The sequence below is a fragment of the Rhodoferax lacus genome (assembly GCF_003415675.1).
Taxonomy (GTDB): domain Bacteria; phylum Pseudomonadota; class Gammaproteobacteria; order Burkholderiales; family Burkholderiaceae_C; genus Allorhodoferax; species Allorhodoferax lacus.
In genome coordinates this window covers 626,666-650,169 of sequence record NZ_QFZK01000001.1, presented here as the reverse complement: position 1 = coordinate 650,169, position 23,504 = coordinate 626,666, and the positions used below count along the sequence as shown (strand labels likewise).

Here is a 23,504-nt window from a genome sequence, read left to right as displayed (position 1 = left end):
CTCTATGGCAGCCTTTGCGATTGCACTGCTGGACGGACTGAGCAATGCCAGCACCTTGTTTTTGATGGCTGCCGGGTTGACGCTGATATTTGGTGTTACCCGCATCGTCAATTTCGCCCATGGCAGCTTTTTCATGCTCGGGGCACTGTTTGCCGCCCATTGGCTGGTGGACTGGTTTCCCACCTGGGCGGACAGTGCGTGCCTCTATGCACTGGCCATGCTGCTGGGGGCTGCCTGTGCGGCCGTGGTTGGCGCCCTGGCCGAGTGGTTGCTGCTACGCCGCCTGTATGGCGTGCCTGAGCTGTACCAGCTGGTGGCCACCTTTGGCCTCTCGCTGGCGCTGCATGACGGCATGCGCTGGGCCTTCGGGCCGGACGAAGTGTTTGCGCCACGCTTTCCCGGGCTCAAGGGGTCTGTGGAAATAGGCACGGGATTTTTCCCGCAGTACCAGTTGCTGACCATTGCCCTGGGCCCGCTGGTCTGGCTGTGCCTGCATTTGGTTTTGCAGCACACGCTTTGGGGCACACGCCTGCGCGCTGCCACACTCGACCGCGGCATGCTGTCGGCCCTGGGCGTCAACCCCAAGCCCCTGATGCTGATTGCCGTGCTGCTGGGCTGCGGTCTGGCCGGGCTGGGCGGTGCCCTGCAACTGCCGCGCGAACCTGCCAACCTGCAAATGGACCTGAACATTGTGGTGGAGACCTTTGTGGTGGTGGTCACCGGCGGTCTGGGCAGCCTGGGTGGTGCCTTTCTGGCGGCCGTTCTGATAGGGCTGGTGCATTCCTTTGGCACGGCCCTGTTTCCGCAGGCTACGCTGGTGCTGGTGTTTGTCACCATGGGCCTGGTACTGGCCATCCGGCCGCAGGGCTTGCTGGGCCGGGCTCTGGCGCCGCTGCCCCAGGAGCAGGGCATGCGCTTTCACCTGTGGCCCCGCAATGCCAGGGCTTTTCAAGGCGTTAGCCTGGCCTTGGCTGGCCTGCTGGCCGTGGCTTGGTGGGCGTCGGACTATTGGCAGTCGCTGCTGGGTGATGGACTGATTCTGGTCATCGTGGGTGTGAGCCTGCAGTCCATGATGGCCCTGGGCGGCCTGGTCAGCTTTGGCCACGCCGCCTTCTTTGGCCTGGGTGCCTATGCGGCAGCCTGGGTGCACCTGGCGTGGGGCTGGGGCTTGGTGCCAGCCCTGCTGGCGGCTTCTTGTGCCAGCTTGGCACTCGCGGCTGTGATGGGTGGCGTGCTGGTGCGCAGCAGTGGCGTCTATCTGGCGATGTTGTCACTGGCCCTGGCACAGGTGCTGTGGGCCAGCGCCAGCCAATGGGTGGCAGTGAGCGGTGGCGACAACGGCCTGATTGGTTTGCAACTGGTAGGCGACACCAGTCGCCCCGCGTTCCTGGTGTGGCTGGTGCTGGTGGCCCTGGCCTGCGTGGCAGCCTTGCGGCGCTTTGCACGTTCGGGCTTGGGTGCGGCGCTGCAGGCGTTGCGTGACGCACCGCTGCGCGCCGCGTCCAGTGGATTGCCCCTGCAGCGCATCAAGTGGCAGGTGCTTCTGCAAAGCGCCACACTGGCCGGCCTGGCGGGCGGCCTGTTTGCGGCGCACAAGGGCTCGGTGTTTCCATCGGTGCTGTCGGTCAGCACCTCGTTGGACATGCTTTTGGTGGTGTTGCTGGGCGGTCTGCACCAGTTGTGGGGCGCCTGGGTGGGTGCTGCGGTTCTGGTGCTGGCGGGCAGCGAACTCGGGCGCAATTTTGACTACTGGCGCGGCGCCTTGGGCCTGCTGGTGATGGGCATCATGGTCTGGGCGCCGTCCGGCATTCTGGGGCTGCGCGTTCAAGGCCCAAAAGGGAATGCCCATGGAGGGGATGCCCATGGCTGAGGGGCTGGGTCTGCAGGTGCGCGATCTGGCCCGGCACTTTGGCGGCGTGCAGGCCGTGCGTGGTGTCAATTTTTCAGTGCTGCCCGGCGAGTGCGTGGCCCTGATTGGGCCCAACGGGGCTGGCAAGTCCACCACCTTTGCCTGCATCGCGGGTCAGCATGCGCCCAGCGCTGGTCAGGTGCTGTGGAGGGGCCAGCGTGTGGACCCACTGACGCCAGCCCAGCGCCTGCGGTTGGGCATGGCGCGCACCTTTCAGGTGGCTCAGACATTTGAAGCGCTGACGGTTTTGCAGAATGTGCAGCTGCTGTTGCCAGGTGCCTCGGTACGCAATCCGCTGCAGTTGCTGGATACCCAGGCGCCACAGGCGGCACTGGCTTTGTTGGCCTCTGTGGGCCTGTCGGAGCAAGCTGCCCTGGATGCGCGCCAATTGCCCTATGGCGCGAAGAAGCGTCTGGAGTTGGCCATGGCACTGGCGGGTTTGGCTGACACCGAATCCACACTGCTGTTGCTGGACGAGCCCGCCGCCGGACTGGCCGCCACCGAGCGAGCTGCCCTGATGCAACTGGTGCACGGGCTCACACGGGCTGTTGCTGGGCGGGCGGGCATGGCGGTGCTCTACACCGAACACAATATGGACGCCGTGTTTGGCGTGGCCGACCGGGTGCTGGTGCTGATGGAAGGGCGCATTGTCGCCTCCGGCACTGCGGCTGAAGTGGCCGCCCATGCGGATGTGCGCCGCAACTACCTGGGCCAGTCGTTTCGCCACACTGCAACGCCGACTGAGCCCGGTCCATCCAGTCAACCCGAACCTCGGGGAATCGATGCTTGAAGTGAAGAACCTGAGCGCCTGGTATGGCGCGGCGCAGGCCCTGTTTGATGTCTCGCTGCATCTGGGGCAGGGCGAGCTCTTGCTTTTGCAAGGCCTGAACGGTGCGGGCAAGTCCACGCTTTTGCAATCCCTCATCGGGCTGGGGCCAAGGGTGCAAGGCGAGGTGGTTTTACAGCACCAGCCCATTGCCCATTTGCCCGCACATGCCCGCGCCCGTCTGGGCCTGGGCTTTGTGCCCGAAGACCGGCGCCTGTTCGCCGAGTTGACGGTGCTGGAGAACTTGCTGGTCGCAGCCCGCCCGCCTGCGTCCACTGCCGCGGCATCGATGGCCCAGGTGGCAGGCGAGAAGCAGCAGCTCGACCAGGTCTTTGCGCTGTTTCCCGCCCTTAAACCCATGCAAAAACGCCGCGCGCTGGAGATGAGCGGCGGCGAGCAGCAGATGCTGAGCATTGCGCGCACCCTCATGACATCACCCACCGTGCTGCTACTGGATGAGCCTTGCGAAGGCATCGCACCGGTGCTGGTGGAGTCCATCGTTCAGGCCCTGCTGCAGCTCAAAAAACAGGGCATGTCCTTGCTGGTGGCCGAACAAAACGCTCTGCTGGCAGCGCATGCAGACCGAGTCATTACACTGGTGGCCGGGCAACTTGGCCAACACCGCACACCATGATCATCACCAGCCTTCTGGACACCGACCTCTACAAGTTCACCATGATGCAAGTGGTGTTGCACCAGTTCCCCGGCGCCCAGGTGGAATACCGCTTCAAGTGCCGCAACCCGGGTGCCCAGCTGGCGCCGTTTGTGGACGAGATCCGCGAGGAAATCCGCTCGCTGTGCAGCCTGCATTTTCAGGACAGCGAGCTGGCCTACCTGCGCTCCATGCGCTTCATCAAGAGCGACTTTGTGGACTTTCTGGGCCTCTTCAAGCTCAACGAAAAATACATTACTGTTACGCCGCTGCCCTCGGGCGACATCAGCATTGCCATCGTCGGGCCCTGGCTGCACACCATCCTGTTCGAGATTCCGGTGCTGGCCATCGTCAACGAGGTCTACTTCCGCAATACCCAGTCGGTGCCCGATTTTGTGGAAGGGCGCAAGCGCCTGGACGTGAAGATCGGCCAGCTGCGCGAAGAGGGCCTGAGCGACCTGAAGATTGCCGACTACGGCACCCGCCGCCGCTTCTCGCGTGCCTGGCATGAGGAGGTCATGCGCGTGCTGGCGGCGCGCCTGGGCACCCACCACAGCCCGGGCCACTCCCGCAGCGTGCCGGGGCAGCTGGCGGGCACCAGCAATGTCTGGCTGGCCATGAAGCTGGGCCTCACGCCCCTGGGCACCATGGCGCATGAATACCTGCAGGCCTGCCAGGCCCTGGGGCCGCGCCTGCGCGACAGCCAGATTTACGCCTTCGAGTCCTGGGCGCGGGAGTACCGGGGCGACCTGGGTATTGCGCTCAGCGATGTGTATGGGATGACGGCCTTCCTGCGCGACTTCGACATGTACTTCTGCAAGCTCTTTGACGGCGCGCGCCACGACAGCGGCGACCCCTTCGATTGGGGCGAGCGCATGCTGGAGCACTACAGCCAGAACCGGGTGGACCCCCGCACCAAGACCCTGATCTTCAGCGACGGTCTGACCGTGCCGCGCACCATTGCGCTGTACCAGCAGTTCCGTGGCCGCTGCCAGCTGGCCTTTGGCATTGGCACCAACCTGACCAATGACCTGGGCTACGAGCCGCTGCAAATCGTCATCAAGATGGTGCGTTGCAACGGCCAGCCGGTGGCCAAGCTCTCCGACACCCCCTCCAAGAACATGTGCGACGACGAACGCTACCTGGCCTATTTGCGCCAGGTGTTTGAAATTGCCCAACCGGCCTGAACTCCAGGCCCTGAACTCTCCCTCTACAACCATGACCAAACCCGCCATCCTCATTTGCCGCGCCATCTTCCCCGAAGTGGTGGAGCAGCTCAGCCAGCACTTCACCGTGGAGTCCAACCAGGCCGATGCCTCCTGGTCAACTGAAGAACTGCAGCAGCGGCTCCAGGGCAAGGTAGGCGCCTTCATGACCGGCACCGACAAAGTCAATGCCGCCTTGCTCTCTGGCTGCCCCGACTTGAAGATTTGCGCCAACATGTCCGTGGGCTACAACAACTTTGACCTGCCCGCCATGACCGCGGCCGGTGTGCTGGGCACCAATGCGCCCGACGTGCTGACCGAGACCACGGCCGACTTCGGCTTTGCCCTCCTGATGGCCACGGCCCGGCGCGTGACCGAGAGCGAACACTTTCTGCGCGCCGGCAAGTGGACGCACTGGCGTTATGACCTGTTCGCCGGTGCCGAGGTGCATGGCACCACCCTGGGCATCATCGGCATGGGGCGCATTGGCCAGGCCATTGCCAGGCGTGCTGCCCTGGGTTTTGGCATGCAGGTGATTTATCACAACCGCTCGCGCCTGGACGCCGCCACCGAGGACAGCATCAAGGCCCGCTTTGTGGGCAAGGAGGAGCTGCTCAAGACTGCCGACCATGTGATGCTGGTATTGCCTTACTCCGCCAGCTCGCACCACACCATAGGCGCTGCAGAACTGGCGCTGATGAAGCCCACCGCCACCCTGATCAACCTTGCGCGCGGCGGCATTGTGGACGATGCGGCACTGGCCGAGGCCCTGCGCACCCAGCGTATTGCCGCAGCCGGTCTGGACGTGTTTGAAGGCGAGCCCAGCGTGAACCCGGCCTTGCTGACCGTGCCCAATGTGGTGCTGACCCCGCACATCGCCAGCGCCACCATCGGCACGCGCCGCGCCATGGCTGCACTGGCGGTGGACAACCTGGTGGGCTTTTTTTTGCACCACAAGCCGGTGACCGCTTTGAACCCGGAAGTGCTGACGAAAAAGGGCGCCTAGATGGATGGCATGCCCTTGAACTCCCTGCTGGTCTGGGGCCTGTTGCTGTTGGTGCTGCTGAACAGCGGCGTGGTGCTGTGGCTGGCCCTGCGCAGCGCGGACGGCCAGCCCGGCCTTGAGTTACAGCAACTGCAGCAACAACAGGACGCAGCCCAACGCAGCCTGCTGGCTGCCATGGCTGCCAACACCCAGTCCCTGGAGCGCGCCTTGCGCCAGGAGATGGCCGAATCCGCACGCAGCGCCCGACAGGAACTGGCCCAGAACATTGCCACCTTCCAGCAGACCCTGACCGCGCAGGGCGCAGAAGCCACGCGCACGCAAAACAGCCAGATTGACGCCTTTGGCCAGCAACTGGCCCTGCTGCAAAAGTCCCTGTCCGACACCCTGACCCTGCAGCTCGGCCAACTCAGTGAGTCCAACGCCCGGCGCATGGCCGAGATCCGCCAGACCCTGGAAGCCCAGTTGGCGCAGCTGCAAACCACCAACGCCGCCAAGCTCGACGAGATGCGCGCCACCGTGGACGAGAAGCTGCAGTCCACCCTGCAGGCGCGCTTGGGGGAGAGCTTCAAGCAAGTGGCCGAACGGCTGGAGCAGGTGCACAAGGGCCTGGGCGAAATGCAGACGCTGGCCCAGGGCGTGGGCGATCTCAAGCACCTGCTCACCAACGTCAAGACGCGCGGCATGTTTGGCGAGGCGCAACTCGAAGCCCTGCTGGAGCAGGTGTTTGTGCCCGACCAGTACGCAGCCCAAGTGGCCACCATTCCGGGCAGCAAGAACGTGGTGGACTTCGCCATCAGGCTGCCGGGCCGCTCAGATAACGGCGCGCCGCTGTGGCTGCCCATAGACGCCAAGTTCCCCAACGAAGACTACGAGCGCCTGCTGGACGCACAGGGCAGGGCAGATGCGCTGGGCGCCGAGGCGGCGGGCAAGGCACTGGAGCTGCGCATACGGCTGGAGGCGAAAAACATGAACGAGAAGTATGTAGAGCCACCGCACACCACCGACTTTGCCATCCTGTTCCTGCCCACCGAAGGCCTGTATGCCGAGGTGCTGCGCCGCCCCGGCCTGATGGAAAGCCTGCAGCGCGACCACCGCGTGACGCTGGCCGGACCCACCACCTTGCTGGCCATTCTGAGCTCCCTGCAAATGGGCTTTCGCACCCTGGCGCTGGAGAAGCGCAGCAGCGAGGTCTGGCAGGTGCTGGGTGCGGTGAAAAACGAGTTTGCCAAGTTTGGCGACGTGCTGGCCAAAGTGAAGGCGCAGACCGAGACCGTGCTCAAGACCCTGGACAACGCGCAGGTGCGCAGCCGCGCCATGGACCGGGCCCTGAAAAAAGTCGAAGCCCTGCCCGATAGCCAGGCCCAGACGCTGATTGCGGTGGACCGTGATTTGGACCTGGCGCCTGATGCAGGAGCCGATGCAGGCGACCCTGCTTGAGCATGGACCAGCCCCTCCCCAAAACCACGTCCTGGGCCCTGGCCCGCCTGATCGCCGGCCAGATGTGCCTGCATGGCGCCATGGCGGGCAGCCGCATGGCTGCACCCTTGCTTGCCTTGAAGCTGGGCTATGGCGCCCTGTCGGTGGGTAGCCTGCTGGCGCTGTTTTCGCTGATGCAGGTATTTCTGGCGATTCCGGCAGGCCGCTACGCCGACCAGCACGGCCTCAAGCGCCCGGTGGGCGCGGCACTGCTGGCGGCAGTGGCGGGGGCGCTGCTGGCAGCGCTCTGGCCGCGCTTCGAGGTGTTGTGCCTCAGCGCCCTGTGCCTGGGCGGTGCCACCGGCGCGGCATCGATTGCCTTGCAGCGCCATGTGGGCCGTGCCGCCCATGACGCCACCGAATTGAAGCGCGTGTTCAGCTGGCTGGCCATAGGACCTGCGGTCTCCAACTTCTTTGGCCCCGTCACAGCAGGCTTGTTGATTGACCATGCCGGTGTCTGGCTGGGCGGTACGGCGGCGGACATCCATGGTTTCCAGGCCGCCTTTCTGTGCATGGCGCTTCTGCCCTTGCTGACCTGGTTCTGGATACGCGACACCCAAGAACTCCCGCCGGTGGTGCACCCGGCCGGCGTGCCCAAACCGCAGGTCTGGCATCTGCTGCGCGAGCCCTCCATGCGGCGCCTGCTGCTGGTGAACTGGTTGCTGTCAAGCTGCTGGGATGTGCATACCTTTGTGGTGCCGGTGCTCGGCCATGAGCGGGCTTTCAGTGCCTCGGTCATAGGCGCCATCCTGGGTAGCTTTGCCATTGCCGCGGCCTGTGTGCGCGTGGCCATGCCGCTGCTGGCGGTGCATTTGCGCGAGTGGGTGGTGGTGAGCGGCGCCATGCTGGTCACAGCACTCCTTTTTGGCCTGTACCCGCTGATGCACACCCCCCTGGCCATGGGCTTGTGCTCGGTGTTGCTGGGGCTTGTGCTGGGCTCGGTGCAGCCCATGATCATGAGCACCCTGCACCAGATCACGCCACACGCCCTGCATGGCCAGGCACTGGGCCTGCGGCTGATGAGCATCAACATGTCCAGCGTGCTCATGCCCCTGCTTTTTGGTACCGCAGGCACGGTGGTGGGTGTGTCGGCGGTGTTCTGGACCGTGGGTGCTGCCGTGGCCCTGGGCTCACGCGCGGCCTGGCACTTGCGGCCTGCTGCTGCCTGAGGGGCGGCAGGGTCGGCGCGGTCAGGCTTGTGGCAGGCCGTAGAAGCGGCGGATCATGTCCCAGGCTTCCTGCGGATCGTCCGTGTACCGGATCAGCTCCAGATCCTGCGCGGAAATCGTGCCTTCTTCCACCAGCACATCCAGGTTGATCAGGCGCTTCCAGTAGTCCGTGCCAAACAGGATGATGGGCACCGGTTTGGCCTTTTGCGTCTGCACCAGGGTGATGACTTCAAACAACTCGTCCAGTGTGCCAAAGCCTCCGGGGAAGGCCACCAACGCCTTGGCCCGCATCATGAAGTGCATCTTGCGGATGGCGAAGTAGTGGAACTTGAAGCTCAGCGAGGGCGTGACATAGTCATTGGCCTTTTGCTCGTGCGGCAGCGTGATGTTCAGGCCTGGGGTGGGCGCACCGAGCTCGAAGGCGCCACGGTTGGCCGCCTCCATGATGCCGGGGCCGCCACCGGTGCAAATGAACAGGCGGTTTTCCGGTGCGCACTTCAGGCTGTGGGCTGCTACCAAGCGGGCAAACAGACGTGCGTTGTCGTAGTGTTTGCCATTGCGCACATGGCGTTGTGCCAGGGCGATCTGGGCTGCATCACCGGTGGCCTGTGCTTTCTCGAGCAGGTCTTTGGCATCTTCGGGCGCCATGAAGCGGGCACTGCCGAAGACGACGACGGTGTCGTTGACGCCTTGCTCGGTCTGGTCCAGGTCGGGCTTGAGCATCTCCAGCTGGATGCGGATGCCGCGGGTTTCGCGGCGCAGCAGGAACTCGGGGTCGGCAAAGGCCATGCGGTAGGCATCGGCCTGCAGTGCGATGCCGGTGTGCGGCACGGCACTCAGGTCTGCCCAGGCGTCGGCAATGCGTTGTTCGGTGAGGTTTTGTGTATTTTCCATTGGCTTTATTGTGCACCCGCTTGGGTGTTCAAGTCGGGTGGATCACAACCAGCCAGGCGCTGGCCGCGGTCTTGCCGGTGTTGCGGATGCTGTGTGCGCTGTCGGCGTGGTAGCGCGCCGTTTCGCTGACCTTGAGCTTCTGCTTTGTCTCGGCTACTTGCACTTCCATGCTGCCGGAGGCCACCGTCAGGTGCTCCCGTGTGCCCGGCTCATGCGGCTGCGAATCCAGCACGCCGCCGGGCTGCAGTTTCAGCTCATACCACTCGAACTGCCCGGCCATCTCCACCGGCCCGAGTATGCGCAGCTCGCACAGGCCGTCCGGGCTGCGCAGCGAGGGCGTGGACTGTGTGGGCACCAGGGTGATGGCCGGTGCAGCGGGTGCCGCGGGCGCACTGCCCAGCAACTCGCCAATCGGCACGCCCAATGCATTGGCCAGGCGCCAGACCACGGCCACCGTGGGGTTGGCCTGGGCCCGCTCGATTTGCGAGAGCATGGACTTGGACACGCCGGCGCGGCGCGAGAGCTCGTCCAGGGACAGGGCTTGCGACTGGCGCAGCGCCGCCAGCGTGTCGCCCACGCGGGGGGGGCTCGGTATCGGCGTCAGTGGGTTTGCGGCTTGCCATGGTGTTGCAGTGGGTTGTATTGTTCGATATGATGGAAAAATATTCGATATATTGCAATATGCGCAATGTACCGAACCATTGTGCCAGACTCTACTTCAGCCAAGGTGACACCATGACGACTTCCGCCGACTTCTATATCCATCTCAGCCAAGAGCTGGACGGCATTCGTGCCGCCGGGCTTTACAAGGCCGAGCGCATCATTGCCACGCCCCAGGGCGGGCATATCCGCATCAAGACCGCAGATGGTGGCGAGCGCGAAGTGCTGAACTTCTGTGCCAACAACTACCTCGGCCTGTCCTCCCATCCTGCCGTGGTCGAAGCAGCCCATGAAGCGCTGCGCACCCACGGCTATGGCCTGAGTTCGGTACGCTTTATCTGCGGCACGCAGGACCTGCACAAAACCCTGGAGGCGCGCCTCTCGCGCTTTCTGGGCATGGAGGACACGATTCTTTATGCAGCAGCCTTTGATGCCAACGGCGGCCTGTTCGAGCCCCTGCTGGGTGAGCAGGACGCCATCATCAGCGACGCACTCAACCACGCCTCCATCATCGACGGCATACGCCTGTGCAAGGCCCAGAAGTTCCGCTATGCCCACAACGACATGGCCGATCTTGAGCGCTGCTTGCAGGAAGCCCGTGCGGCGGGTGCCCGCCATGTTCTGGTGTTTACCGATGGTGTGTTCTCCATGGACGGCACGGTGGCGCAACTCGACCGCATACGCGCCCTGTGTGACCAGTACGGCGCGCTGCTGGGCGTGGACGAATGCCATGCCAGCGGCTTCATGGGCAAGACCGGACGCGGCACACATGAGGCGCGTGGTGTATTCGGCAAGGTGGACATCATCACCGGCACTCTGGGCAAGGCGCTGGGCGGCGCCTCGGGTGGCTTCACCAGCGCGCGCCGTGAAGTGGTGGAGCTGCTGCGTCAGCGCTCGCGGCCCTATCTGTTTTCCAATACCGTGGCACCCGTCATTGTGGGCGCGTCGCTGGCGGTGCTGGACTTGCTGGAGGCCTCCACCGCACTGCGTGACAAACTGGAAGACAACACCCGCTACTTCCGCCAGGCCATCACCGCCGCTGGCTTTGACATCAAGCCCGGCGAGCACGCCATCGTCCCCATCATGGTGTACGACGCCGAGGTGGCGCAAAAGCTGGCCGCGCGCATGCTGGAACTGGGCATTTACGTGGTGGGCTTTTTCTTCCCCGTGGTGCCCAAGGGCCAAGCGCGCATCCGCGTGCAGATGAGTGCCGTGCACACCCGCGCCGACCTGGAGCAGGCCGTGGCCGCCTTTACCCAGGCCGGGCGTGAGCTGGGCCTGATTGGAGCGGCCCAGCCATGAGCACACCCAAGATCTTGATCGTCGGTGCCAATGGCCAGATCGGCACCGAGCTGACCGTGGCCCTGGCTGAGCGCCACGGCCAGGCGGCCGTGGTCACCAGCGACCTGGCGCCCGAGGGGCGGGTGGTGGGTGTGCAGCACGAGATGCTGGATGCCACCGAGGCCTCGGCACTGACCGAGATCGTGGAGCGCCATGGCATCACGCAAATCTACCTGCTCGCCGCAGCCCTGTCGGCTCGCGGCGAGCAGCATCCGCAGTGGGCCTGGGACCTGAACATGAAGGGCCTGCTCAACGTGCTGGAGCTGGCCCGCAGCCACAAGCTCGAGCGCGTGTTCTGGCCCAGCTCGATTGCCGCCTTTGGCCCGACCACGCCGCGTGACGCCACACCCCAAAAAACCGTGATGGAACCCACCACGATTTACGGCATCTCCAAGCTGGCAGGCGAGGGCTGGTGCGCCTGGTACCACCGCAACCACGGCGTGGACGTGCGCAGCCTGCGTTACCCCGGCCTGATCAGCTGGAAGACCCTGCCCGGCGGCGGCACCACCGACTACGCCATCGACATCTTCCATTCGGCCCTGAAGACAGGCCGCTACACCAGCTTCCTGGGGCCGCAGACGCGCCTGCCCATGATGTACATGCCCGACGCCATACGCGCCACTTTGGAACTCATGGATGCACCCTCGGACAGCGTGAAGGAGCGCGGCTCCTACAACCTGGCCGCCGTGAGCTTCACTCCCGAAGAAATGGCCGCCGCCATCCGCAAGCGCATTCCTGGGTTCACGATCGCCTATGCGCCAGACTTCCGCCAGCAGATCGCCGACAGCTGGCCGCGTTCGATTGACGACAGCGCTGCGCAACAGCACTGGGGCTGGCGAGCCCAATTTGACCTCGATGCCATCGTGGCGGACATGCTGGAGAACCTGGGACGCACGCTCGCAGCGGCCTGAGCTGGCGCAATCAGGCCCGACCGGTTGTGCCTCAGGTCAGCACAAAGTTGGCATCGGGCAGAGGTGCGGGTGGCGGCACTTCGCCCAGCATCTCGCGCAGGCTGGCATTGATGCCTGAAACCATGGCGTCCAGGGCCAGGTCGTTGGGCTCCACTCCGAACGGGTTTTCGATTTCGTCGCTCAGGGCTTCCAGGGCGAAGAAGGTGTAGGACACAAAGCTCACCACCAGCGGTGTCATCAGGCCAATGGTGTCCACCAGGCCAAAGGGCAGCAGCGCGCAATACAGGTAGACACTGCGGTGCAGAATCACCGAGTAGGCAAAGGGCAGGGGCGTGTTGGCAATGCGCTCGCAACTGCCCAGGGCCAGCGACAGGCCATCGAGCGAGTTTTCCATCTTGTGGGCAATCACGGGTTCGAGTTGCTGGGCCTCGCGGCTGGCGCGCAGCCACTGCCCCAGCCACAGCAGCACCAAAGTGGGGGCCGAACGGGCGCCCACCAAGCGTGCACGCAGGTCCTCGGGCAGCAGCCCTTCGGTGTGGGCAGTGGCGGCTTGGCCGCGCAACTGGTTGCGCATGGTGCTGGCAAAGCCGATCAGCCCCAGTACAAAGGGCCGGACTTCCCGCTGCGGCGCAATGGCGCTCAGGGCCTGGCGCGTCAGGTTGCGTGCATCCACCAGCACGCTTCCCCAGTGCTTGCGCGCCTCCCAGAAGCGGTCGTAGCTGGCGTTGATGCGAAAGCCCAGAAAGATGGCAAAGGACACGCCCATCAGCGAAAAGGGGCTGGCCGTGAGCGTGACCTTCCAAAGGAACAGCTGGCCGTGTGCGGCCACCACGGCGCAGGACAGGGCGAAGATAAACAACTGTTGGCCGTAAATGCGGTGCACCAGGGACCCTCTGCGAACCAGCAGCAGGCGAATCCAATGGGGGCGGGGACGAATGATCACGGTGAAGGCAAAGTTAAAGGCAAAAAAAAGCCCCACCAAGGTGGGGCCATCAGAGTCCGGGGCTTATAGGTTCCAGCGCTCGCGTGGGTTAGACGCGCTTGCGGTATTCGCCGGTGCGGGTGTCGATTTCGACCTTGTCGCCCTGGGCCACAAAGATTGGCGCGCCGATTTCGAAACCGGTGGCGATCTTGGCGGGCTTGAGCACCTTGCCGGAGGTATCGCCCTTGACGGCGGGCTCGGTCCAGGTGATTTCTCGCACCACGCCGGTGGGCAGTTCGACCGAGATGGCCTTGCCGTCATAGAACACCACTTCGAGTTCCATGCCGTCTTCCAGGTAGTTCAGTGCGTCGCCCATGTTTTCGGCTTCGACTTCGTACTGGTTGAACTCGCTGTCCATGCACACATACATGGGGTCGGCAAAGTAGGAGTAGGTGCAATCCTTCTTGTCCAGAATGACCTGATCCATCTTGTCGTCGGCCTTGAACACGACTTCGGTGCCGAAGTTGGCAATCAGGCTCTTGAGCTTCATGCGCACGGTGGCGGAGTTGCGGCCACCGCGGCTGTATTCGGTTTTCAGAACGACCATGGGGTCCTTGCCGTGCATGATCACATTACCGGCGCGGATTTCTTGAGCGATTTTCATAAATGTCTGGTAGCAGTTGCAGCTGCAGGCCACGGGCCATCAGCTAGAGGTATGCCGCATTCCGCGGCGGGGCGTGATTTGCCGCCCAGGAATTACCAGGCAGGATCAGCAAAGCCTTGTATTTTAACGGTTTTTCAACGCGAATTGGACCAGCTGGCTGCACAGGTCGTCCAATTTGAGCAGCCGCGCACGCGCAGCCTGCACTTCCTGTTGCCATTGCCCCAGAGCTTCCTTTGACAATGGCAACAGGGCCGGGTCCTGCCGGCCCGTAGGCAGCAGGCCATTCCAGGCCCGGTGCAAGTGGCACACGGACTGCCCCCACTGCATCTGCTGCATAAAGGCTTCCAGCTTGGCGGCGTGGGCCAGGTCATCCTGCGGGTAGATGTGCCAGACAAAGGGTTTGCCAGCCCAGAGGGCGCGCACCACCGAGTCTTCGCCCCGCACGAAGTTGATATCGCAGTGCCAGAGCAACTGGTCGAATTCTTTTTGGGTCAGCGCGGGCAGGTAGTCGATGCGCAATGAACCACGCAGGGTCTGCTGGCCCCACAAGGCCTGCACCGCATGGGTGGCGCGGCCCGCTGTGACCAGCAGGTGCACGGGCGTGTCGCACACAGCCAGTTGGTCCAGCAGGGCTTGCAGCAGGGGTGGCTCATAGCAGAACAGGGACACCAGACGCTCGTCCTGTGTGGCCGCCTCAGGCCTCACGCCGATACGGGTAAAAAAGTCTGCGCGCAGCTTGGCATCGGCATGGAGAGCCATCTCCTGCATCAGACCCGGCTCGCGCAATAGAGAGCCGGTGAGCTCGGTAAAGCCGGGGTAGAAAAAGAATTTGTGCCAGCCCTTGGCCGGGCCCTGCATCACAGGGGAGAGGAGGCCGTGGCTGCGTTCCACATAAGGTTCGGCCGACAGGTACTCCAGGTTGATCCACACCGGCTGCCTGGTACCTCTCTCGGCCGTGGCATGCGCGAAATGGGCGATAAAGGCGGGCGCAATCTCGCAGCCAAAGGTTTCTATCCAGACATCGGCGGTGGGCAAAGTAGCCAGCACAGCCTTGTCACCGCTAGGCGCCCAGTCCAGCACGTGCACGCCGGGCCAAAGCCCCTCTGCTGCGCCTGGTGCCATCCACTGCAGCGCACTGGCATCGTCCACCCACAGGCGCACCTGCTCACCGCGCGCGGCCATGTCGGCGCACAGGCGCCAACTCACGCCTATGTCGCCATAGTTGTCGATCACGCGGCAAAAGATATCCCAGAGCATGGTCACTATTGTCCATGGACAATACGAGCCTATGATTCCTGAGCATTCCGAAGACCTCCTGCGTGACGTAGCAGCCCTGCCGCCCCTGCCTGGCGTGTACCGCTACTTTGACGCCCAGGGCCAGGTGCTGTACGTGGGAAAGGCCATCAACCTCAAAAAACGGGTGTCGAGCTACTTCCAGAAGAACCATGGCGGCACCCGCATCGGCCACATGGTGAGCAAGATCGTGCGGCTGGAGACCACGGTGGTGCGCAGTGAAGCCGAAGCGCTGCTGCTGGAAAACAACCTGATCAAGACGCTCAACCCCAAATACAACATCCTGTTTCGGGACGACAAGAGCTATCCCTATCTGAAGATGTCGGGCCAGGCACCTACAGCCAAACACCTTGCAGCAGAGGCCGCGGCCATCGCCGCTGAGGCGCCGGGCCCAAGGTCTACGGTGCGCATGGTGCCCAACCCGAATGCGTTTGCCCGCGTCTCGTATTACCGCGGCGGTGTGGAGAAAAAGCACCGCTACTTTGGCCCGTACCCCAGTGCCTGGGCGGTCAAGGAAGCGATTTTGCTGATGCAAAAAGTATTTCGCCTGCGTACCTGCGAAGACCCGGTGTTCAGCAACCGCACGCGGCCCTGTTTGCTCTACCAGATCAAGCGCTGCTCGGCGCCCTGCGTGGGCCATATCAATGCCGCCGACTATGCCGAAGACGTGGCCAATGCCGAGCGCTTCCTGCGCGGCGACGCGCGCGAGGTCATGCAGGAACTGGAGCTGCGCATGATGGCGCACGCCGACAAACTGGAGTTCGAGCAGGCCGCAGAAATCCGAAACCAGGTGGCAGCGCTCTCCAATGTGCTGCACCAGCAGTCGGTGGACAACGTCTCGGACCGCGATGTGGACATCCTGGCCGTGAAAGTGCAGGGCGGCAAAGCCTGCGTGAACCTGGCCATGGTGCGCGGCGGCCGTCACCTGGGGGACCGGCCTTACTTTCCCACGCATGTGGAAGAGGCAGTGGGTCTGGAAGACACCGAGGAGGGCGAGGGCGCACTGCGGCCCAGTGTGGAGGTGCAGGTGCTGGAGGCCTTCTTGGCCCAGCACTACATCGATGTGCCCATGCCCTCGGTGCTGGTGGTCAGCGACCCGGTGGGCAAGGATTTGCTGCAGGCCCTGTCTGAGCAGATCGGTGTCAAGGTTTCAGCCATTCACCAGCCGCGCGAGCAGCGCCGCGCCTGGCTGGACATGGCGCAAACCAATGCGGGCCTGCAACTCGCGCGCCTGCTGGCCGAAGAAGGCTCGCAACAGGCGCGCACCCGTGCATTGGCTGAAGCCTTGGACTTGGCGGTGGAGAACCTGGAAGAGTTGCGCATCGAATGCTTCGACATTTCCCACACGGCGGGTGAAAACACCCAGGCCTCCTGCGTGGTGTTTCACCACCACAAGATGCAGAACGCCGAATACCGCCGTTACAACATCGACGGCATCACGCCCGGTGATGACTACGCCGCCATGCGCCAGGTGCTCACGCGCCGCTACAGCAAACTGGCCGAAGCCCTGAACGAGGCCAAGCACAGCGGCACCGTGCCCGCAGGCACCGGCCGCCTGCCGGACCTGGTGCTGGTAGACGGTGGCAAAGGACAGGTGTCCATGGCGCGCGAGGTGTTTGTAGCGCTGGGCCTGGACCTGTCCCTGATCGTGGGCGTGGAAAAGGGCGAGGGCCGCAAGGTCGGCCTGGAAGAACTGGTGTTTGCCGATGGCCGCGACAAGGTCTATCTGGGTGCCGATTCGGCTGCCCTGATGCTGGTGGCGCAGATACGTGATGAAGCGCACCGCTTTGCCATCACCGGCATGCGCGCTGCGCGTGCCAAGGTGCGTGTGGGCGGTGGCAAGCTGGAAGAAATTCCCGGCATTGGCCCCAAGCGTCGCGCCAAACTGTTGCAGCGTTTTGGCGGTGTGCGCGGTGTGGCCCTGGCCAGTGCCGAGGACATTGCAACAGTAGAGGGCATCTCGCGCGAACTGGCCGAAGATATCTACAGGGCGCTGCATTAGGCATGCCACAATTGCGCCATGTTCTGGACCATTCCCACCATCATGACCTGGGCGCGCATCGTCGCGATACCTTTCATCGTGGGGGTGTTTTACCTGCCCGACGCCATGCTGCCAGCGGGCGAAAAAAACCTGGCGGCCACCATCATGTTTGTGGTGTTTGCGCTGACCGATTGGCTGGATGGTTACCTGGCGCGAAAGCTTAACCAGTCGTCCTCTTTCGGTGCCTTCCTTGACCCCGTAGCCGACAAATTCCTGGTGTGCGCCTGCGTGCTGGTACTGGTGCATCTGCAGCGCACCGATGTATTTGTGGCACTCATCATCATCGGGCGCGAGATTGCCATCTCTGCCTTGCGCGAATGGATGGCACAGATCGGTGCTTCCAAGAGCGTTGCTGTGCACATGATCGGCAAGATCAAGACGGTGGTGCAAATGGTGGCTATCCCGTTCCTGCTCTTTGATGGTGTGTTGTTCGGCATGGTCAACACCCACCTGTGGGGCATGGCACTGATTTGGGTGGCTGCAGTACTCACGGTGTGGTCCATGGTTTACTACCTGCAAAAAGCACTTCCGGAAATTCGCGCCAGAGCGAGATGAGGGCTGTAAAAGCCATTAGAATTCGCGTCCGCACTGCAGTAAATGTTGCATGGCGTATTGACACGGAATTGTCCTGTAGCTTTAATCATACGAAGCCGCAGTCGCTGTTGAAGCCCGCGTCCTACGAGAACCATTTCAAGCAACATCGCATTCATACAAGGGGCCTTTGTGAATAAAACTGAATTAATTGAACACATTGCAAAACATGCTGATATCTCCAAAGCTGCTGCCACCCGCGCGCTGGAGTCAACCATAGGTGCCGTGAAGACAACCCTGAAAAAAGGTGGCTCGGTTTCTCTCGTAGGATTTGGAACTTTTGCTGTTGGAAAGCGTGCCGCCCGCACCGGTCGCAACCCGCGCACCGGCGATGCGATTAAAATCAAGGCAGCCAAGGTTCCCAAGTTCCGTCCAGGCAAGGCATTGAAAGATGCGTTGAACTGAGTTTGTTGTATCTGTGGGGTGATTAGCTCAGTTGGTAGAGCGGCGCCTTTACACGGCGTAGGTCGGCGGTTCGAGCCCGTCATCACCCACCACCCACCCAAGCAAAGGCGAACAAGTTTGTTCGCCTTTTTTGTTGCAGTGAACGCTGACTTGAATGCAAGTTTGCCGACACAGTTTTGTTGAATTGATGGAGAGATAAGCGCATGTTCGATTTTGTTCGCAAGCACACGAAGATCATGATGTTCCTCATGTTCTTGCTGATCATTCCGGCCTTTGTGCTGGTGGGCATTGACGGCTTCAAGGGCCAGGGTGCGGGCGGTGCCACCGTGGCCAAGGTGGGCAGCTTTTCCGTCAAGCAAGACCAGTGGGACGCCACCCACAAGAGTGAAGTCGACCGCGTGCGCAGCAGCCAGCCCAATGTGGACCCGAAGCTGCTGGATTCGCCCGAAGCCCGCTACGTCACGCTGGAGCGCCTGGTGCGCGAGCACGTGCTTGCCGACGCTGCGGCAGATTCCCACTTTGCCAGCACCGATGCACGCCTGGCCCGTGAGTTGCAGCAGAACCCGACCATTGCCTCCCTGCGCAAGCCCGACGGCACACTGGACATGGAGCGTTACCGCCAGTTGGCCGCAGCCCAAGGCCTGACACCCGAAGGTTTTGAAGCCCGTGTACGCAAAGACCTGGCGCTGCGCCAGGTCGAAGGTGGCATCACCAGCACCGCGCTGGCGCCCGCAGGCCAGGCCAATGTGGCGCTCAACGCTTTCTTCGAGCGCCGTGAGCTGCAGGTTGCTACCTTCCTGCCCGCCGACTACAAGGCCCAGGTCAGCCCCACCGACGCTGAAATGGAGGCCTATTACCAGGCCAACCAAAAGCAGTTTCAGGCGCCCGAGTCCGCCACCCTTGAGTATGTGGTGTTGGACCTGGACAGCGTGAAGAAGTCCATCACGGTCAACGAAGAAGAGCTCAAGTCCTATTACGAACAAAACGTGGCACGCCTGAGCGGCAAGGAAGAACGCCGCGCCAGCCACATTCTGATCAACGCACCCAAGGACATGCCTGCAGCCGACCGCGCCAAGGCCAAGGAGAAGGCCGAGGCCTTGCTGGCACAGGTGCGCAAGGCACCCGACAGCTTTGCCGATGTAGCCCGCAAAAATTCACAGGACGGTGGCTCTGCGCCCAGCGGTGGCGACTTGGACTTCTTTGGCCGTGGCGCCATGGTCAAGCCCTTTGAAGATGCGGCTTTCGCCATGAAGAAGGGTGACATCAGTGACCTGGTGGAGTCCGACTTTGGCTACCACATCATCAAACTGGTGGACATCAAGGCCCCCAAGCAAAAGACCTTTGAAGAAGTAAAGCCCACCATCGAGGCCGACCTGCGCAGCCAACAGGCCCAGCGCAAATACGCCGAACTGGCCGACACCTTCACCAATGCTGTCTACGAGCAGTCCGACACCTACAAGTCGGTTGCAGAAAAGCTCAAGCTCGAAATCAAGACCGCCAGCAACGTGCAGCGCAGGCCGCTGCCCGATGCCAAGGGCGCACTGGCCAATGCCAAATTGCTGACGGCGGTTTTCAATCCTGACTCGGTGGAGAAGAAGCGCAATACCGAAGCCATTGAAATCGGCCCCAACCAATTGGTGTCTGCGCGCGTCACGCAGTACGCACCGGCCCGTGTGTTGCCGTTGAATGATGTGCGTACGGCCGTGCGCGATCGACTGATCGCAACCCGCTCAGCCGATTTGGCGAAGAAGGACGGCGCCGCCAAGCTCCAGGCCTGGACCGCGCAGCCCGATGCTGCCAAACTGGCTGCTGCGGTGGTGGTGTCACGTGACCAGCAAACACAGGCCGTGCCCCCCGCCGTGATGGACCAGGCCATGCACGCCGACACCGCCAAGCTGCCAGCCTGGGTGGGTGTGGATCTGGGCAGCCAGGGGTATGCTGTGGTGCGCATCAACAAGGTCATGGAACGCAATGCACCCGCTGAGGGCCAGGCCAAGCAGGAGCGCGCGCAATACGCCCAATGGGTGGCCAGTGCAGAGAACCAGGCCTACTACGAAGTGCTGAAGAAGCGTTACAAGGCCCAGATCACGGTGGCCAAGCCAGTAAATGGATTGAATCTGCCGCCAGTCGCAGAATAAGGGTTTTGGCAGGTTATAATCTGCCTCCTACGGTGGCTGTAGCTCAGTTGGTAGAGTCCAGGATTGTGATTCCTGTTGTCGTGGGTTCGAGCCCCATCAGCCACCCCAGAAAATAGAATATTCCAGTGTCATCGCAAGGTGGCACTGGATTTTTTTTGCCCGAACGGGTTTGCTCAGTACAGGAGACATGGACGATGGCGCTTGTTGTATTCAACCAAAAGGGTGGCGTGGGCAAATCCACCATTACCTGCAACCTGGCCGCCATCAGCGCCAGTCAGGGCCTGCGCACACTGGTGATTGACCTGGACCCTCAGGGCAACTCCAGCAGCTACCTGATGGGTGACAGCGCCACCGACGACCAACCCGACGTGGGCGGCTTTTTTGAATGGTGCCTGAGCTACAGCTTCAAGCCCATGGTGGCATCCGACTTTGTGGTGGACACTCCCTTTGAAGGCCTGCGCCTGATGGCCTCCAACCCCGAGCTCAACGAGTTGCAGACCAAGCTGGAGTCGCGCCAGAAGATCTTCAAGCTGCGCGAGGCGCTGGAGCAACTCGCTGAAGACTTCGATCGCATCTATATCGACACGCCACCGGCGCTGAACTTCTACACCCGCTCGGCCCTGATTGGCGCCAGCGGCTGCCTGATTCCGTTTGACTGTGACGACTTCTCGCGCAAGGCGCTCTACACGCTGCTGGAGAACGTGGCGGAGATCCGCGCCGACCACAACCCGGACCTGGAAGTGAAGGGCATCGTGGTCAACCAGTTCCAGCCACGTGCCAACCTGCCCCAGCGCATGGTGAGCGAACTGATTGCCGAGGGCCTGCCGGTGCTGCAACCGTATTTGCCGTCGTCGGTGCGCATCCGCGAGTCCCATGAGCAATCCCTGCCCATGGTGTACCTGGACCCCAACCACAAGCTCACGCTGGCCTTGTGTGAATTGCACGACGCGATTGGCTGAGCGGGCCGGGTCCGGCCGCAACTGCGCCAAAAATTCAGCGATGTTTTCACTTTTGCCTGGCTCACGCAGGCGCATACTTACGCCATAAACAAGACAACGCCGCTGGATGACATACCCGGCGGTGCGTGGCGAAGGAAGACAAAAATGAACACTCTGCAGAAGATGCGCATCGGCTTTCGTATCAGCCTGGTTATGGGCGTCATGCTGGCGCTGCTGCTGGTCATGGTGGGGGTTGGCTACTGGCGACTCCAGGAACTCGCTGGCACCACCCGTGTCATGGGCACCATCGACAGCGAAAAAACGAAGCTGGCCCAGGAGTGGCGTCAAACTACCGAGATGAACTGGGTGCGCACCGAGGCCATACTGCGCGATGCCAACGCCGAAGCCAGCAAGGTGTGGAAGCCCGAAATGGACAAGACCTCCGCGCGCATAGACACCATCCGCAAACGCCTGATTGACCTGGTGCAGTCCGAAGAAGGCAAAGCCCTGCTGGCAAAGATTGATGCCGCCCGCGAAGACTACCGCAAGCCCCGTGCGGAGCTGCTCAAAAGAAAAGCGGCGGGTGAGGATGTGCTGGAGTCCCTGGGCAAAGACCTGAAGCCATTGGCCGATGTGTACATTGACTCCATTGCCAAGCTGGACCAGCGCCAGGAGGAGCTATTCGAAAGTAGCCTAGCTGTGGCCGAAGCAAAGGCAGAGACCGGACGCCAGATTTTGATAGGTGGCGGTGTGCTGGCTTTGCTGGTTGGCGGGTTTTTGGGCTACATGCTCAGCCGCTCCATTGTGGAGCCGATCCGCTCGGCGACCCTGCATGCACAGCACATCTCTGCGGGTGACCTGACCGGGCAGATTCACAGCACCGGAAAAGACGAGGCAGCCGACATGCTGCGCTCCCTGCAGGAGATGCAGGCCAGCCTGATCAAGACCGTGACGCATGTGCGCTATGGCTCGGAAAGCGTGGCCACGGCTTCGGCTGAAATTGCCCAAGGCAACAACGACCTGAGCGCCCGCACCGAACAGCAGGCCAGCGCGCTGGAGCAAACCGCGGCCTCCATGGAGCAGCTCGGTGCCACCGTCAAACAGAATTCGGATGGTGCGCGGCAGGCCAACCAGTTGGCAATGAGTGCCTCCACGGTGGCCGTGCAGGGTGGCGAGGTGGTGGCCCAGGTGGTGGACACCATGAAGGGCATCAATGAATCGTCACGCAAGATTGCCGACATCATCGGCGTGATTGACGGCATTGCCTTCCAGACCAATATCCTGGCGCTTAATGCTGCAGTGGAAGCCGCGCGTGCGGGCGACCAGGGCCGCGGCTTTGCCGTGGTGGCGTCCGAGGTGCGATCGCTGGCCGGACGCAGTGCCGAGGCAGCCCGCGAAATCAAGAGCCTGATTGGCGCCAGCGTGGAGCGCGTAGAGCAGGGCAGCGCACAGGTTGAAAAAGCCCGTGAGACCATGAGCGAGGTGGTGGGCTCCATCAAACGCGTGACCGACCTGATGGGCGAGATCAGCGCGGCCAGCAATGAGCAGGCCATGGGCGTGGCCCAGGTGGGAGAGGCCGTAACCCAGATGGACCAGGCCACCCAGCAAAACGCCGCCCTGGTGGAAGAAATGGCGGCCGCTGCCAGCAGCCTCAAGTCCCAGGCGCGGGAGCTGGTGGACACGGTGGCGGTGTTCCAGCTGGAAGGTGGCCAGTCCGCAGGTCTGGCACTGGGGCGTACCCGCGTTACCATGCTGCAGTGACGACGCCACCCAACCCGGATTCTTTTTTCCTTCTCTCCAGCCAGCGCCGCTCGGTGCGCGCTTACAGCGCCGCGCCAGTGCCAGATGTTTTGCTGCAGCAAGTGCTGCGCACGGCCCGGCAGGCGCCCAGCGGTGCCAACCTGCAACCCGGCTCCTTTATTGCCGTGCAGGGTGATGCCAGGGCCCGTTTGTCCGCTGAGCTGATTGCAGCCTTCAAGGCAGGGCAGCAGGAGGTGGAAGACTACGCTTACTTTCCCAAGCCCATGCCTGGCGTACTGCGCCGCCGCCAGGTGGCTGCGGCCCGCGCACTCTATGGCGCACTGGGCATAGCGCGGGAGGACCGCGGCGCGCGGGACCAGCAGTTTGAGCGCAACTTCTGCTTCTTTGAGGCGCCCGTGGCGCTGGTAGTCACCATCCGCAGCGATTTCGGCAGCGGCGGCTATATGGATCTGGGCATGGCGCTGTATGGGCTGATGCTGGCGGCCCAGTCCTGCGGCCTTTCCACCTGTGCCATAGGCGCGCTGGCGTCCTACCCCGGCCTGGTGCGCCGCCACCTGGGTCTGGAGACCGACAGCACCATTGTGTGCGGCATGGCGTTGGGCTATGCCGACCCTCTGGCTCCGGTGAACCAGACCGTGACCGAGCGCTGCGAACTGGACGATTTCTTTCGCGTGGTGGGTTGAGCTGCCGTTCGGGCGCGGC

At 62.8% G+C, this 23,504-nt stretch carries 21 protein-coding genes and 2 tRNA genes; 18 read left to right on the top strand and 5 right to left on the bottom strand.

The features are described 5' to 3' along the window. Positions 1–4 precede the first annotated feature (4 nt). The 7 genes from DIC66_RS02965 to DIC66_RS02935 are packed head-to-tail and all read left to right on the top strand — an operon-like array spanning position 5 to position 8,243. The gene (locus DIC66_RS02965; protein WP_117173828.1) at positions 5–1,870 is read left to right on the top strand and encodes an ABC transporter permease; all 1,866 of its coding nucleotides are present in this window, start codon (positions 5–7) and stop codon (positions 1,868–1,870) included. Next, positions 1,863–2,699, top strand: a complete 837-nt coding sequence (locus DIC66_RS02960; protein ID WP_117174163.1) for an ABC transporter ATP-binding protein — start codon at positions 1,863–1,865, stop codon at positions 2,697–2,699. The genes DIC66_RS02965 and DIC66_RS02960 overlap by 8 nt, the downstream gene beginning before the upstream one ends. Beyond that, positions 2,692–3,369, top strand: a complete 678-nt coding sequence (locus tag DIC66_RS02955) for an ABC transporter ATP-binding protein (protein ID WP_117173827.1) — start codon at positions 2,692–2,694, stop codon at positions 3,367–3,369. Before DIC66_RS02960 ends, DIC66_RS02955 begins: the two co-directional genes overlap by 8 nt. After that, positions 3,366–4,574, top strand: a complete 1,209-nt coding sequence (gene pncB, locus DIC66_RS02950) for a nicotinate phosphoribosyltransferase (RefSeq protein WP_117173825.1) — start codon at positions 3,366–3,368, stop codon at positions 4,572–4,574. The genes DIC66_RS02955 and pncB overlap by 4 nt, the downstream gene beginning before the upstream one ends. A 31-nt stretch (positions 4,575–4,605) precedes the next feature. Continuing rightward, positions 4,606–5,598, top strand: a complete 993-nt coding sequence (locus DIC66_RS02945) for a 2-hydroxyacid dehydrogenase (RefSeq protein WP_117174161.1) — start codon at positions 4,606–4,608, stop codon at positions 5,596–5,598. Positions 5,599–5,607: 9 nt separating this feature from the next. Next, complete coding sequence (locus tag DIC66_RS02940; protein WP_117174159.1) at positions 5,608–7,035, top strand: DNA recombination protein RmuC; 1,428 nt, start codon at positions 5,608–5,610, stop codon at positions 7,033–7,035. 2 nt (positions 7,036–7,037) lie between these two features. Then, positions 7,038–8,243, top strand: a complete 1,206-nt coding sequence (locus tag DIC66_RS02935; RefSeq protein ID WP_117173823.1) for an MFS transporter — start codon at positions 7,038–7,040, stop codon at positions 8,241–8,243. Positions 8,244–8,264: 21 nt separating this feature from the next. On the opposite strand, the gene DIC66_RS02930 is transcribed toward DIC66_RS02935, so the two are convergent. Together DIC66_RS02930 and DIC66_RS02925 are read right to left on the bottom strand one after the other, a co-directional pair. Further along, a complete protein-coding gene (locus DIC66_RS02930) occupies positions 8,265–9,137 on the bottom strand; it encodes an LOG family protein (RefSeq protein ID WP_117173821.1) in 873 nt (290 codons plus the stop codon). A gap of 28 nt (positions 9,138–9,165) precedes the next feature. Then, complete coding sequence (locus tag DIC66_RS02925; RefSeq protein ID WP_420820476.1) at positions 9,166–9,741, bottom strand: helix-turn-helix domain-containing protein; 576 nt, start codon at positions 9,739–9,741, stop codon at positions 9,166–9,168. A 131-nt stretch (positions 9,742–9,872) separates the two neighbouring features. Between DIC66_RS02925 and kbl the strand changes: the two genes are divergently transcribed. Then, the gene (gene kbl, locus DIC66_RS02920; RefSeq protein ID WP_117174157.1) at positions 9,873–11,099 is read left to right on the top strand and encodes a glycine C-acetyltransferase; all 1,227 of its coding nucleotides are present in this window, start codon (positions 9,873–9,875) and stop codon (positions 11,097–11,099) included. Further along, on the top strand, positions 11,096–12,049 hold the full coding sequence (locus DIC66_RS02915; RefSeq protein WP_117173817.1) for an NAD-dependent epimerase/dehydratase family protein: 954 nt from the start codon (positions 11,096–11,098) through the stop codon (positions 12,047–12,049). Before kbl ends, DIC66_RS02915 begins: the two co-directional genes overlap by 4 nt. A gap of 31 nt (positions 12,050–12,080) precedes the next feature. Here DIC66_RS02915 and DIC66_RS02910 read toward each other — a convergent pair whose 3' ends face one another. The 3 genes from DIC66_RS02910 to earP all read right to left on the bottom strand — a co-directional run bounded on the left by DIC66_RS02910 (position 12,081) and on the right by earP (position 14,892). Then, positions 12,081–12,992, bottom strand: coding sequence for a bestrophin family protein (locus DIC66_RS02910; RefSeq protein ID WP_117174155.1), 912 nt, complete (start codon positions 12,990–12,992; stop codon positions 12,081–12,083). Between the two features lie 88 nt (positions 12,993–13,080). Next, a complete protein-coding gene (gene efp / locus DIC66_RS02905) occupies positions 13,081–13,635 on the bottom strand; it encodes an elongation factor P (RefSeq protein WP_117173815.1) in 555 nt (184 codons plus the stop codon). A gap of 123 nt (positions 13,636–13,758) precedes the next feature. Further along, positions 13,759–14,892, bottom strand: a complete 1,134-nt coding sequence (gene earP, locus DIC66_RS02900) for an elongation factor P maturation arginine rhamnosyltransferase EarP (RefSeq protein ID WP_117173813.1) — start codon at positions 14,890–14,892, stop codon at positions 13,759–13,761. Between the two features lie 31 nt (positions 14,893–14,923). Between earP and uvrC the strand changes: the two genes are divergently transcribed. The 9 genes from uvrC to DIC66_RS02855 all read left to right on the top strand — a co-directional run bounded on the left by uvrC (position 14,924) and on the right by DIC66_RS02855 (position 23,485). After that, complete coding sequence (uvrC, locus tag DIC66_RS02895) at positions 14,924–16,930, top strand: excinuclease ABC subunit UvrC (RefSeq protein WP_117173811.1); 2,007 nt, start codon at positions 14,924–14,926, stop codon at positions 16,928–16,930. Positions 16,931–16,948: 18 nt separating this feature from the next. Next, a complete protein-coding gene (gene pgsA / locus DIC66_RS02890; RefSeq protein ID WP_117173809.1) occupies positions 16,949–17,524 on the top strand; it encodes a CDP-diacylglycerol--glycerol-3-phosphate 3-phosphatidyltransferase in 576 nt (191 codons plus the stop codon). Positions 17,525–17,692: 168 nt separating this feature from the next. Further along, on the top strand, positions 17,693–17,965 hold the full coding sequence (locus DIC66_RS02885) for an HU family DNA-binding protein (RefSeq protein WP_007874140.1): 273 nt from the start codon (positions 17,693–17,695) through the stop codon (positions 17,963–17,965). Positions 17,966–17,981: 16 nt separating this feature from the next. Continuing rightward, positions 17,982–18,057 (top strand) — tRNA-Val (locus DIC66_RS02880). Between the two features lie 111 nt (positions 18,058–18,168). Then, positions 18,169–20,103 (top strand): peptidylprolyl isomerase, encoded by a 1,935-nt coding sequence (locus tag DIC66_RS02875; RefSeq protein ID WP_117173807.1) that lies wholly within the window; start codon positions 18,169–18,171, stop codon positions 20,101–20,103. A 32-nt stretch (positions 20,104–20,135) separates the two neighbouring features. Continuing rightward, positions 20,136–20,211: transfer RNA gene (locus tag DIC66_RS02870), tRNA-His, on the top strand. Positions 20,212–20,297: 86 nt separating this feature from the next. Then, positions 20,298–21,062: a ParA family protein gene (locus tag DIC66_RS02865; RefSeq protein WP_117173805.1), complete on the top strand. Its 765-nt coding sequence runs from the start codon at positions 20,298–20,300 to the stop codon at positions 21,060–21,062. 144 nt (positions 21,063–21,206) lie between these two features. Beyond that, complete coding sequence (locus DIC66_RS02860) at positions 21,207–22,802, top strand: methyl-accepting chemotaxis protein (protein ID WP_199534645.1); 1,596 nt, start codon at positions 21,207–21,209, stop codon at positions 22,800–22,802. Then, on the top strand, positions 22,799–23,485 hold the full coding sequence (locus DIC66_RS02855; RefSeq protein WP_117173804.1) for a nitroreductase: 687 nt from the start codon (positions 22,799–22,801) through the stop codon (positions 23,483–23,485). The genes DIC66_RS02860 and DIC66_RS02855 overlap by 4 nt, the downstream gene beginning before the upstream one ends. Positions 23,486–23,504 lie beyond the last annotated feature (19 nt).